Annotated in this window: 7 protein-coding genes; 4 read left to right on the plus strand and 3 right to left on the minus strand. The window is 57.7% G+C overall.

From position 1 onward, the window contains the following. The first annotated feature begins 137 nt into the window (after window positions 1–137). Window positions 138–1,553, plus strand: coding sequence for a serine hydrolase (locus tag IEY52_RS22970; protein ID WP_189007631.1), 1,416 nt, complete (start codon window positions 138–140; stop codon window positions 1,551–1,553). Between the two features lie 468 nt (window positions 1,554–2,021). After that, window positions 2,022–4,658, plus strand: coding sequence for an MGH1-like glycoside hydrolase domain-containing protein (locus IEY52_RS22975; protein ID WP_189007634.1), 2,637 nt, complete (start codon window positions 2,022–2,024; stop codon window positions 4,656–4,658). Between the two features lie 59 nt (window positions 4,659–4,717). Here the strand turns inward: IEY52_RS22975 and IEY52_RS26815 are convergent, their stop codons facing one another. After that, window positions 4,718–5,926: a YsnF/AvaK domain-containing protein gene (locus IEY52_RS26815; RefSeq protein ID WP_229684933.1), complete on the minus strand. Its 1,209-nt coding sequence runs from the start codon at window positions 5,924–5,926 to the stop codon at window positions 4,718–4,720. A 287-nt stretch (window positions 5,927–6,213) separates the two neighbouring features. On the opposite strand from IEY52_RS26815, the gene IEY52_RS22985 reads away from it, so the two are divergent. Then, window positions 6,214–8,469 carry a diguanylate cyclase domain-containing protein gene (locus tag IEY52_RS22985; RefSeq protein WP_189007651.1) on the plus strand — a complete coding sequence of 752 codons (2,256 nt, stop codon included), beginning with the start codon at window positions 6,214–6,216 and terminating at the stop codon, window positions 8,467–8,469. Window positions 8,470–8,566: 97 nt separating this feature from the next. Here the strand turns inward: IEY52_RS22985 and IEY52_RS22990 are convergent, their stop codons facing one another. After that, window positions 8,567–10,777 carry a discoidin domain-containing protein gene (locus tag IEY52_RS22990; protein WP_189007654.1) on the minus strand — a complete coding sequence of 737 codons (2,211 nt, stop codon included), beginning with the start codon at window positions 10,775–10,777 and terminating at the stop codon, window positions 8,567–8,569. Between the two features lie 364 nt (window positions 10,778–11,141). Between IEY52_RS22990 and IEY52_RS22995 the strand changes: the two genes are divergently transcribed. Further along, window positions 11,142–12,185 carry a LacI family DNA-binding transcriptional regulator gene (locus tag IEY52_RS22995; protein ID WP_189007657.1) on the plus strand — a complete coding sequence of 348 codons (1,044 nt, stop codon included), beginning with the start codon at window positions 11,142–11,144 and terminating at the stop codon, window positions 12,183–12,185. Between the two features lie 307 nt (window positions 12,186–12,492). Here IEY52_RS22995 and IEY52_RS23000 read toward each other — a convergent pair whose 3' ends face one another. Beyond that, entirely contained in the window at window positions 12,493–12,771 is a 279-nt protein-coding gene (locus IEY52_RS23000) for a hypothetical protein (protein ID WP_189007660.1), read from the minus strand. Window positions 12,772–13,301: the final 530 nt, after the last annotated feature.

Consider the following 13,301-nt stretch of genomic DNA (forward strand, 5'->3'; position numbering starts at 1 on the left):
CCTCTTGTTGTTCTGTCAAAGGCTCTACTGCTTTTTTTGGTGAAATGGAAGGATTCAACGGAATTCTTCCATTTCAAAAAACATCTCCCAGAAAGCAAGCCGCTTGTTCTTCTGCCAAAGGCTCTAAAATGGGCTGCATGTTGAGCAATGCCCCCTTTTCCCTTCTTGTTCCTCTGGTCGTTCTCACCACGGTGAATTTTGCACAGGCTGCCCCACGCCTTGGAGCGCACCCGGACAAATACCGGATCGTATTTGATCTGAATGTGAAAACCACCTTCCAGACGGTCAGCACCGCCAGCACCCTCACCATCATCCTGCCAGGGATCAACCTGCCTGCAGAAGGCCGTTCCCTGGGCATTCTGAACCTGAGTTACCAGCAGAAAGGCAACCAGATTGTGCTGACAGGTCAGGTGCAGGGCATCGTGGTCAGCACCCTGGACAATGCCACAGAAGGCATGCGCCTGATTCTGGACGTGCCCAGAGCTGCGGATTCCCCCACGACCCTGGCTCCCCTTCCTGCACCCACCAGCCCTGCAGGCCTCAATTCAACTTGCCTGAGCAACAAAGCCCCGGTCACCACTTTTGCAGCTCCTCCTCCGCCTGCCGTGCTGACCGGACGGATCGGGCTGTTTGTGGCAGAGCTGGACAGCCTCACCCTGAAGCCTGTGCGGGCGGTGGTCTACAACGCAGACCAGGCTTTTCCGCTGGCCAGCACCTACAAGCAGGTGGTGCTTTATGACGTGCTGGAAGACATTGATGCCGGAAAATACACCCTGAACAGCACCCTCACCACCACCGAAGCCATGCGCAGCATTCTGGATTACTCCAGAGGCACCAACACCATCGCCCATCTGGCCGAACAGGCCATTCGGGTGTCCGAGAACACCGCCAACGACATGCTGCACCTCACCACCGGACTCCTGCATCCTCAGGAGACCGCAGACAGCCTGGGGCTCTGCAACACCCGGATCATGCTCACCACCAAAGCCTGGTGGACCGCGCAGGCCGGACTGGGAGGCCACTATTTCCCGCAAGTCACCCTTTTGCAAAGCACCCAGGCTTTTGCCAGTGCTGGCCGCACCGATCAGATCACCATGGCGGTGGACCTGGTGAAAACCTCTTTCAATGTGAAGGCAGAAGATTTGCTGGAAGCCCTGGACGGCAAAAACGGTTATTTCCGCAGACGTTACGATTCCAGAATTGATTTCAACACCCAGAACGTCAGCACCCCCAGAGAATTCACCACGCTGGTGGCAAATCCCTTTGTTCCAGGCAAGCTCAGCCAGAGCAGTTTGCAGTTCTACCGGGACACGTTTGCCAAAGGCTGTTGCAAACCCAAACCCCTGCCGTTTCCGGTGAATTACTGGGGAGCCAAATTGGGAACAGGCTGGCGGCTCATGGCCCTCACGGGTTATGTGGAATTGCCGGGCGGCAGGAAATTCGCCTACAGCTACTTCAACCACGAGAGCAAAAGTTCCGATGTGGCAGACATGCGTGCGCAGGTGCCCACAGCTTTGAAGTGGATCACCCAGGCCATCAACACCCTGAAGTGATTCCGACAAAAGTGATTTCAAATTTGAGCAGCTTTCCCATGGTTTCAAAACCATGGGAAAGCTGCTCTTTCTACGATAACTGATCTTATCGTAGAAAAACACGGGGTTTTGTGCTGTTTCCCGCTGTAATGGCTTTTAAGGCACTCTGCATTGCATATGGACCCAGAGTGCAGGGCATTGCCTGAAGGTGCCCTGTCGTTCATTCTGGGTCATCATGTTTTTCTCATGATTGTGTGTGTCCTCAGTCCGACCAGAATCCCGGGGATGTACAATGGACCCATGGATCTGGAGCAAAAAGAGCGCCTGATGCACCTGCTGATTCAACGGGCAAACCAATACTCAAAGGGGTTGCTCTGGTTGGCGCTCTGGGGCATTTGACGGCCATCCCGGATCCCTCTCATGCACACCGTGAGGTTTGTTCAGGTGTTTTTTAAACCTGCAGGGTAAGGTGACAGCAAGAGGTTGTGCATGCGGCTGCTGCCAGAACAGAAACGCCTGATCGAAGACCGGGAACGCACAAAAAACTGGAAACGCTGGGGACCTTACCTGTCAGACCGGCAGTGGGGTACTGTTCGCGAAGACTACTCTGAAGATGGCAACGTCTGGACCAGTTTCACCCACGACCAGGCCCGCAGCCGCGCTTACCGCTGGGGGGAAGATGGCCTGCTGGGCATCACCGACCGGGAGTGCCGCCTGTGTTTTGCGCTGGCCCTCTGGAACGAACACGATCCCATCCTCAAAGAACGCCTGTATGGCCTCACCGGACCCGAAGGCAACCACGGCGAGGACGTCAAGGAACTGTATTACCACCTGGATTCCAGCCCCACCCACAGTTATTTGAAGTCGCTGTACAAGTATCCGCAGCAGGCCTTTCCTTACCAGAGGCTGCTGGAGGAGAACCGCAAACGCACCCGCCAGGACCCGGAATTTGAAATCCTGGACACGGGCATTTTTGACCAGGGGTACTTTGATGTGTGTGCAGAATATGCCAAGAACACCCCGGATGATCTGCTGGTGCGCATTTCCATCAGCAACCGGGGTTCAGAGCGGGCCGCAGTGCATGTGCTGCCCACCTTGTGGTTCAGGAACACCTGGTCCTGGGGCCGCACCGGAGAAGGCTACTGGGCAAAGCCGTCTCTGACCTTGCAGGATGGTCACCTGCTGGCAAAACATCCCACCCTGGGAGAATTCCATCTGCATGCCCAGGATGCTCCCCTTCGCTGGCTCTTCACCGACAACGAAACCAATTTTGAGCGGCTGTTCAGCACACCCAACCCCAACCCACACACCAAAGACGCCTTTCACGAATTTCTGGTGCAGGGGAACAAAGAGGCTGTGAACCCGGACCAGATCGGAACCAGAGCTGCAGCCCATTACCGCCTGGAACTGGACCCCGGTGAAACCCGTGTGTTGCACTTCCGGCTTCACGACACCCAGGAAACCCCAGCAGCGCTGTTCGGAGAGGACTTTGAAAAGGTCTTTGCCCAGCGCATCCAGGAAACCGACCTGTATTACGGACAGGTGCTGTACGGGGTGCCAGAAGCAGAGAGCAAAGTGGCCCGGCAGGCTTACGCAGGGTTGCTGCACAGCAAACAGTTCTACTGGTACGTGGTGCAGGACTGGCTGCAGGGAGACCCGACCCAGCCACGCCCTCCTTTAAAGCACCAGATGGGACGCAACGCCGAATGGGAACACCTCTACAACCGGGACATCATCTCCATGCCCGACAAATGGGAGTACCCCTGGTATGCCGCCTGGGACCTGGCCTTCCACATGCTGCCCATGGCCCAGATCGATGGGGACTACGCCAGAGAGCAGATCGTGCTGTTTCTGCGCGAGTGGTACATGCACCTCAGCGGAAGGCTGCCTGCTTACGAATTCAACTTCAACGACGTGAACCCCCCGGTGCATGCCTGGGCGGCCTGGAAGGTCTACCAGGCCAGTGGTCTCCCCGGAAACCGGGACACCGTGTTTTTAAAGCGGGTGTTCCAGAAACTGACCCTCAACTTCACCTGGTGGGTGAACCGCAAAGACAAAGACGGCAACAACCTGTTCGCAGGTGGATTTCTGGGCCTGGACAACATCGGGGTGTTTGACCGCAGCAAGCCTTTGCAGGGCTGGACGGTGGAACAGGCCGACGGCACCGCCTGGATGGCTTTTTACGCCACCACCATGCTGAACATCGCCCTGGAACTGGCCAAAGACGACCCGGCCTATGAGGACATGGCCTCCAAGTACTTCGAGCACTTCCTGGTGATTGCAGATGCCATCAACACCCTGGGGGGAAACGGCCTGTGGGACGAGGAGGACGGCTTTTATTACGACATCCTGAACATTGGCGATGTGACCTTCCCCATGAAGGTGCGTTCCCTGGTGGGCCTGCTCCCCCTGATTGCGGTGGTGCAACTCGACCAGAAAACCCTGGAACACCTGCCCGGATTCAGCAAACGCATGAACTGGCTCTTGCAAAACCGCCCGGACCTGGGAGACCACATCAGCAACATGACCTTCAGCACCCAGGACCTGGTGACGCGCCGCCTGCTGGCCTTGCCAAGCAAAGACCGCCTGGGACGGGTTCTGGGTTACCTGCTGGACGAAAAGGAATTCCTCTCCCCTTACGGCATCCGCTCGGTTTCCAGGTACCACGAGGAGCACCCCTACACCCTCAAAATTGAAGATGTGGAATACACCGTGAAATACGCTCCAGGCGAGTCTGACATCCCGATGTTCGGGGGAAACTCCAACTGGCGCGGCCCGATCTGGTTTCCCATCAACATGTTGATCATTGATGCACTGGAAAATTATGCCCGCTTTTTCGAGGATGACCTGCAGGTGGATTGCCCTTCCAACTCAGGCCAGCGCATGAACCTGCGCGAGGTGGCCGCCGAACTCAAACGCCGCCTGATCCGCATGTTTCTGCCCGATGAATACGGTCACCGCCCGATTCATGGAGGGCAGGAAAAGTACGCCAGCGACCCCCATTTCAAAGACCTGCTCTTGTTCCACGAGTATTTTCATGGGGAAAATGCCAAAGGGCTGGGGGCCAGCCACCAGACAGGCTGGACGGCCCTGGTGGCCAGCCTGATACAACCAGATGAGGAATAGAACCCTGAACTTCACACCAAAAAGAAGCAGCACATGTGCTGCTTCTCTGGATTCAGGGCTCATTTGCGAAAGGTGCCGTCTTCATTCAGGCGATTGGCTTCGATGCTGTCGCGGTCCAGCTGGTTGCGGCGCTCGGTTTCCAGCTCGGTGTCCAGATCGCGGGTGCTTTCCCGCAGGCTTCCGGTGGCGGTCTGGTCTGCCCGCACATCCACATCCCCGGTCTTGTTGACCTCCAGCACTTCCTTGCCCACGGTTTCGGTGAAGGTCTGGCGTTCGGTTTCGGTGCGTTTGCCCACCTCGACTTCTTCGGTGACATAAGCGCGTTTCTCGACATCGGCACGCTCGGCTTCCAGGTCCACCCGGACGCGCTGGCGGTCCGATCCCAGTTGCACGCCCCCTTCCACAGGGCGTTCTCCGGTCACGGGATGGCGCTCGATCACGATTTCTTCTCGTTCCAGATCCACATCGACATTCTCGGTGCGGGTTTCCACGCGTTTGCCCACCTCCACGCTGCCTGCCACATAACGCTCTTTGTCCACTTCCAGGCGCTCTTCGTGCAGGCGCAGACGGGCAGCTTCATCCAGATCGGAATCCATTGGGGCGTTGCGGTTGTCGGTGTAGGTGTCGTTGCGCATGTTGGTGTCGTTGCGGTTGTCGGTGCGGGTATCGGTGCGCATGCTGGTGTCGGTGTAGGTGTCAGAACGGGTGTCAGACATGTTGCCCAGAGAAGCGCGGCTGTTGCTGGTTTCTCCGTTCCATCCCTGCACGGTGCCCTGGTGGCGGGTCACCACATCGGTCACCTGATCGCGGGTCACATGGGCTGGGGGTTCAATGGCCACCAGCACGCCTCCATCGTTGAGGGAGCGTTCGTAGTAACTGGCTTCTTCATGGCTGTAACCTGCATCTGCGAGGGAACCTGCGAGGGTTCCGGTGACGCCTCCGACCACGGCACCTGCCACTGCACCACCTGCGGCTGCACCCAGTGAGCTGGCCAGGAAGCCTGCAGTGATGAACGGTCCCACACCGGGAATCAGCGCTGCGGCCAGACCAAACAAGGCACCTGCACTGGCCCCCACGGCCAGACCACGGGCGGCACCTTTGCCATCTTCATGGTTGGAGTGGTCGACAAGACCATCGGTGACGGTGCCATCGGCCTGACGCGCAATGAAAGAAAGATCAGATTCATGCACACCCAGGGTGTGAAGCTCATTGACGGCCTCCTGGGCCTGCTGCTGGCTGGGAAATACGGCTGTGATTCGGTTGTTCATGTCATGCCTCCTGTGTTCACGTGTGGTGAACGAATTCAATGCTTGAAGTTTGGCTTGCTGGTTTCAGCGTATAGACTCTGCTGATTTGCAAAAGCGGGATTTTATGCACTCTTCAGGTTTTTTACAGAAAACAGAGCTGGAATGAGCGTTTTTCCAGCATCCGCTGAGAAGAAAAAGCCGGAATCTTAAGACTTGTGTCTATCAATTGTGTCTTTTCCCACGCTGTCATACACTGAGGCATCTCCCCTCGACTCCAGCACTGTGCCTTAGACCTCCAGAGGTAAGCCATGACCCAGCCGGACTGCCCCAGAAGCGTTGCCATTCTGGTGGACCATTTGTACAACTACCAGATTCACATCCTGAACGGCATCCGCAGCCAGTTGCAGCAGTTGGGCCTCTCTTCCATGGTGTATCTGGGACGGGAACTGCGCACCTCCCGCACCTCATGGCTGAAAGCCAACGACCTGTACACCCAGCTCAACCCTGAAAACCACTGTGGATTGCTTTCGCTCTCGGCGTCTCTTTCCACCCACACCACCCATCAGGATTTCCTGCAGTTCTTGCAGCAGTATGGGTTGCCCACCATCAGCATCGGGGTGGAGCTTGCGGGCATGCCCAGCGTGCTTTCGGACAACAAACCAGGGATGCAGGATTTGATGGACCACCTGATCCGGGTGCGGGGGTTTCGCAGGTTCGTGTTTGTGCGGGGCATTGAAGGCAACGTGGATTCTCAGGAGCGGGAACAGGTTTTTCTGGACAACCTGCAGGCAAACGGGTTGCAGGTTCCCCCGGAGCACATCCTCACCGGGAAATTCCAGTCGATTCTGGCCCACCGGGAAATGCAGAAACTGCTGGTCCATACCCGCGACTTCGAGGCGGTGGTGTCCTGCAACGACGAGATGACCGAGGGCATCATCCAGGCCCTCACAGAGCAGGGGATCCGGGTGCCTGAAGACATTGCGGTGGTGGGTTTCGATGACAACGAGGATTTCCGTTACGCCATTCCGGCCCTCACCACCGTGCGGCTTCCCTTTTATGAGCAGGGAGAAGTGGCGGCGCAGCTTCTGCTGCAGGTGCTGGATGGACAGTCTGTCCCGGAGATCACCCACATCCAGACCCAGCTGGTGGTGCGTCAATCCTGCGGTCACCAGCGTTCTGGCACGGCCCAGGCTGAGGGTCAGCAGTGGCCTTTTGAGCAGGACAACCTGAAACGGCAACTGCTGTCCTGCCTCACCGAGGGTGTGCACCACGCGGGATTTCTGGCCCGCTGGAAAGGCATGATCCTGGCCTGTGTTCGCAGCCAGCAGGACATCCACATCTGGCAGGACTGGCTGGAAGCGGTGTACCAGGACACTGCTGTGCCCCTCACGGTGCAGCAGCAGCGGGATTTTGACCGGTTGTGTTTCCAGTTGCAGAAGTTCCTGATCCATGCCCAGCAGATGGTGCTGGCCCGCCACAAGTTGCTGCGGGCTTTCGATGCAGACACCAAATGGCACCTGGACATGGCCCTGATGTCGCAGAGCAATTACTCTGGTCTGTACGAGCAGATGGGTCTGTACCTGAAAACCCTGGACCTGAAGCGGTATTTTCTGGTGGTCTATGAATTCTTCGGACCGGAGCCTGCCCCTTTTGGGCGGGTGGTGCTTGCAGAAGGCCACCAGGGTTCACTGGACAGCGAATCTTTTGTGACCCGTGATGTTTTGCCACGCAGCATGTGGTCAGAACTGCAAGAAGGGCATCTGGTGATGACGGCCCTGTTCTCTGGTGAGGAGCACTTTGGCTATTTGCTTTTCGAGCAGCCCGAACAACCCTACTTCAACGAGGAGGGGTTCCGTCAAGCGCTCAGTGGCGCGTTTTTCAGGTTGGACCAGTCGCTGGCGGTGCGCGATTACACCGAAGGGCTGGAAAAACAGGTTCTGCTGCGCACCCGGCAACTGCAAGAAGAAGTGCGGGAACGCCGCTACGCCGAGCAGCGCCTGCAGGAAGCCAACATTGAATTGCAACGCTATGCTTTCCTGGACGGCCTGACCGGACTGTACAACCGGGCGGCTTTCGATGACCATTTGCAGCGCCTGTGGCAGGACCATCTGGAACGGCAGCAACCGCTGAGTGTCCTCTTGTGCGATGTGGATTTTTTCAAGCTCTACAACGACCATTACGGCCACCTGAAAGGCGACCAGTGCCTGAAAGACATTGCGGCCCTGCTGCGGCGCTGCACCCACAACCCGCAAGATGTGGTGGCCCGTTATGGCGGCGAGGAATTTGTGCTGATTCTGCCCGAATCCAGCCTTTCGGGTGCCCTGACCGTGGCAGAGCGCCTGCACCGTCACCTCCAGGAAGCCGCCATCCCACACGAAATGTCCAAGGTCAGCGATGTGGTGACCCTGAGCATAGGTGCGGCCAGCATCGTGCCAGCGGCCCATTCCAGTCCCAGAGCCCTGCTGGAAGAGGTGGATGGGCTGTTGTACCAGTCCAAGCGTGAAGGCCGGGCACGGACCAGCTGGAACCAGCCAGCACGCAGGAAAAGTCCTGAAGGCAGCTGAAAAGAAAGTTGAACAGGAAACAGCAACATGCTGAACAAAAAAGAGGCCCACTGGGCCTCTTTCTGCTTGAACTTGTAAACTGTGAACTTCAAACTTCTTAAGGGTAGCTGACCACGTTGCTGGGGGCGGTGTTGGTTCCAGGGATGGGCACCGCTGCGCCCGTGGTGTTGATCACGTTGCTGATGGTGCCGTTGTTGCCCAGAGAAACCGTCAGCAGGCTGTGGAATTTCACGTTGGCGTTGTTGGGCACTTCCACACCGCGAGAAGCCACAATGCCCGTGCTGGTTCCGCCGATGTTGAAGAAGCAGTAGACGCCCAGCCCCCAGGCTTCGTGGCTGGTGACGTTGCTGGCCACTTTGTAGGAGGCGTAGCCGTTGGTGCCAGCACCGCTGCTCCACACGCCCTGGCTGGGCACGTCGTAGGGCATTTCGTTCTGGAAGAAGATGGTTTTGCCGCCCTGGCCGTTCCAGATCACTTCGTGTTTCTGGTAGTGTTCCACAAAGAGACCGGTGGCCAGCACGTTGTTGCCGTTCACGATCACGCCGGTGTCTGCGGTGTTGATGTTCCAGCCGGTGGGAGAGTTGCCGTGGTCTGCACGCCAGGCCCAGATGTGGTCGATGATGGCGTTGCTGCTGTTCACGATCAGGCTGGTGGTGGCTTTCCCGGCCACTGCGCCCCCGATGCGGAAGTACACGTCTTGCACGCTGGTGGGGTTGGCGGCGTGGCTGGTGTTCGCTCCGGCCTGCCCGATGGTCAGCAGGGCTGCAGAGTTGGTGGTGCCTGCATCGAACAGCAGGTCAGAGATGCGTACACCATCCACATCTGCAACGGTCATGGCGTTGATGCCGCCATCCGGGATCAGGGTGGCCAGGCCAATCCCCATCACCACGGTGTTGGCACGGGTGACATTGAGGGTCTGGTTCAGGTGGTACACGCCGGGGGTGAAGAACAGGTTGAGGCCCTGTTGCAAAGCCTGATTGAGGGTGGCGGCGCTGTCGCTGGGTTTTGCAACATAGAACTGGCTCATGGGCAGAGAGGTTCCAGCGGTGTTGGGCCAGGTGGCTCCGCTGCTGTTGGTCCTCAGGTTGGGCAGGAACACCCGGTATTTGCCGTCTGACTGGATGTACAGGTAGGGCTTCTCGCGGGTGACGGGGGTGGTGGCCAGGGTGGTGTGCACGGGGCTGGGGAAGGCGTTGGCGGGTGCTCCGGTCACGCCAGAGAACACCATGTTCCACACGCCGCCTGCCCAGCTGCCGATGTTGCTGTCCCGGGTGTACCACTGCTGCTGGGAGCCGGAAACAATTTGCCCATCCACGCGGCTGTCTGCCAGGTAGCCACCGCTGGCGTAGCCCTGTCCGCCGTCCATGTTGGAGGGACCGAGCGCCATGTTGCCCCGGATGTGCACGCGGCGCATGGGGGCTGCCTGAGACACGGCCCAGCGGGTGCTGCCATTTTCAGGGAGCACGGCGAGGTTTTCCACCGAGCGCCAGAAGTTCTGGGTGGCGTTGGATTCGTCTCCGAAGTTCCAGCCGCTGTCCACGTTGATGTTGCGGGTGAGGGTCACATCGTCCGGGTTCAGGCCCAGACCTGCCAGGTGGGTGTAAAAGCCCACGTTGGCCCACACATTGTAGGTGCCGGGTTTGAACAGGAAGGCAAAACGCTGGTTGCCGAATTGCGCACTGGAATTCTTGACGTAAGGGGTGAAAGCATTGTCCAGTGCTGCCTGAACTGTGGCTGCCGATTCGGTGGGACTGAAGATCCTGACGTTGGGGCCAAAGTCCGGGGTGTCAGAGGTGGGCAGGGTGGTGGTGCTTGCCGTTTTGATGCCGAATTCCCACAGGGAGTAACCGTATTGGGTGCCGCGCTGGGTTCCGGTCAGGCGCACATAACGACCAGATCCGGTCACACTGAGAATCTGGTTGCCACCGGTGCTGGTGGTGGTGCTGTAAATCTGGGTCCAGCCGCCGGTTCCGGTGTTGGAGACTTCAATTTTGAAGGCCTTTCCGTAAGCAGCTTCCCAGTTGAGGTTGATTTCACACAGGTTCTGCACGCTGCCCAGGTCCACCTGAATCCACTGGGGATCGGAAAACTGACTGGACCAGCGGGTTCCGGTGTTGCCATCAAAAGCTGCATTGGCAGGGGTCCCAGAATTTTCGATGCTGGAGGCAGAGTAGGTTTTGCCCAGGGCCACGTTGGCGGTGTTGCAGACGGCTTGCTGGCTGAAAGCACTGTCGGTGGGGGAAATCTGGGTGCCGCAACTGCCCAGCAGGGCGAGAAGTCCAGTCATCAGCAGGGTGTGTTTACGCATGGGATCCTCCAGAAAAGTGCGCAAAATCGGGGGCGCAGAAAAATGGGCGTGAAGGGGCCTTCAGGGCAAATCAAAGCCCTGTTGGAATGGCTGAAAAAGCTGTCTGAAAAACACACTGGTGTTTTCAGGGAACACACAGACCGGCCAGTGCAGTGCAGGTCTGAAGGTGCCGATTTGGGGCATGAAAGCGGGCCGCTGGCAGGGGCAAAGACGGCAGGAAAGTGAAAGCAGAATTGTCTGTGTACTGCTGTAATGTAGCGCTAAAATGAAAAAAATGCAAGAGGGGAATTGTACCGCTAAAATACTGGCGCACCGTTCAAGTTTGTGGGAGAATGCAGCCAGACCGAGAAAGAGGTTTGATGCCATGACCCTGACCCCTCCCGATTCCACCCCCGTGACCCTGGACGCTGTTGCCAGACAGGCGGGTGTCTCCCCCATGACGGTTTCCAACGTGATCAACGGGAAAACCAACGTGCGCCCCGCCACCCGTGAACGGGTGCTGGAAGCCATCCAGGCCACCGGCTACCGGGTCAACCCCATGGCCCGTGCGCTGGCTGGAGGTCGCAGCCGCATCATCAGTGTGTTCACCCCACAGCTCAACAAGCCTTACGCTTCAGAAGTGGTGCAGGGGGCAGCCCGAGCAGCCGAAACCCTCAATTACGACCTGGTGGTGATGATGCTGGTGGAGAACAACACCTCGGACCTCTCCATGATGACCCGCCTGTCCAGCGGTGCCCTGCTGATTCAGCCTTCCAGCGAAGGACGCTGGAAACACACCGATTTGCCCAATCAGGTGGTCAGCGTGGACGGACCCGGAGACCGCCCCCTCATGGTGGACAATTACGGTGGGGCCTGTCAGGCCATGCAGCACCTGTTTTCACTCGGGCACACCCGCATTGGCTTCATCAGCGGCCTGAAAGACGAGGGCAGAGAACCCGACACCCTGCTCCCCACCCCCAACCCGGACCGCAACGACGCCGACGAACGCTACAGGGGCTACCTGGACAGCATGCTGCAGGCAGGCTTTTCTGTCCCCGAAAATTACATCCGGCACGGAGATTACACCAAGCTCAGTGGAGAGGAAGCAGCCCGTCATCTGCTTTCCCTTCCTGATCCTCCCACAGCCCTTTTTGTTTCCGGGGACCAGATGGCGCTGGGGGCCATTCACATGGCGCAGGACCTGGGCTTTCAGGTGCCTGGGGACATCTCGGTGGTGGGCTTTGATGACCTGCCCATTGCAGCCGCGTCCCGTCCAGCCCTCACCACCATTCGCCAGCCTTTGCAACTGATGGGAGAGGTGGCCGTGCAAATGCTGGTGTCCCTGATCGAGGGCCAGACCCCCGAACAGCCTGGCCCTTTCCCCACCGAACTGGTGGTGCGGGAATCCACGGCTGCACCCAGAGGGTAACTTCAAGAGCAAAACCCGATGCTGAAGAGGCCCATCAGGAAAAGCATGGGGGTCAGGGCCACCCCCATCCGGCACCGACGGACTTGCCCTTTCCCCTGCAGAGCCCCGACCTGCCTACCAGCCTCCCACCCTCTACTGCTTTCAGCAGAAGTGAGTTTAACTCACTTCTGCTTGAGCAAAGCGAATGGAAAGGTCAGGACACGAAAGCGAGGTTTAAACAACATCTGCTCAGGTCAGTAGAAAGTGGGGCAATGGCAAAACCTGACCACCAGCATCAGCCTGGGCTTCGAACCGGTTTGATCCTCCTTCATTGAGCTGCATTCCCTGCCATCTGCTGATTCGCCCCCCCTTCTCGCAGGCCGGTCACCTGACCGCGAATCCAGTTCAGGGTGACCGGGCTTCCTTTGCCCTGAGCCTCCCCCATTTCGATGTCCACAGGGTGCTGGACAGGGTGCAGGCTGGTGCGTTCCCAGAAACGCCAGAGGGTCTGGTGCCAGGGCTCCGGGATCTGGTGAAGGGTGATGTGGGTGTGCAGGCTGGGCAAGGATGATGTGGGATCAACCCAGCCCTGAAAGTCCCCTGTCATGGAGCCATCATCCATGCAGAAGCCATGAACTGTTTTGCGGGATCATTCACCTCAACATCTTGAGCTTTCTGGTGTTGAAGACCCTCCTGAGCATGACCATTGATCTGGGTTGTTTTAAAGAAAGTGATGCTCTGGACACAAAAAAGCATATGTCAATGGTGGGGATTGGTTTTCCCGGTGAAGATGAATGATTTAATGTGCACAATCCATGATTCAGCATCTGGGGCAAAACAAAAGCTTGCTTGCATGGATCTGTATGCAATAGAAACAGCTCGATGTGATGCCACAAAGGAATTTGACCCAAAAGAAGAATCAATTTCATTGCTGAGAGCCAGCAATCCACAATGCGCGTGCTGAATTGTATAGGTTGATGGTCGCTTGTTTTTTATTTTTCAATATCATGAAGTGGTATGAAAAAAATCTTCCTTATCGCTGGTATTTCTGCGCTCTAAGTACAGGACAAAATTTTGATGGCAGGGGCGTAAAAGCGCCGCTGGGTGAGCACTCTGACCAGGTGCCCCAGGCCTAAC

Source organism: Deinococcus roseus (assembly GCF_014646895.1).
GTDB classification, from domain to species: domain Bacteria; phylum Deinococcota; class Deinococci; order Deinococcales; family Deinococcaceae; genus Deinococcus_C; species Deinococcus_C roseus.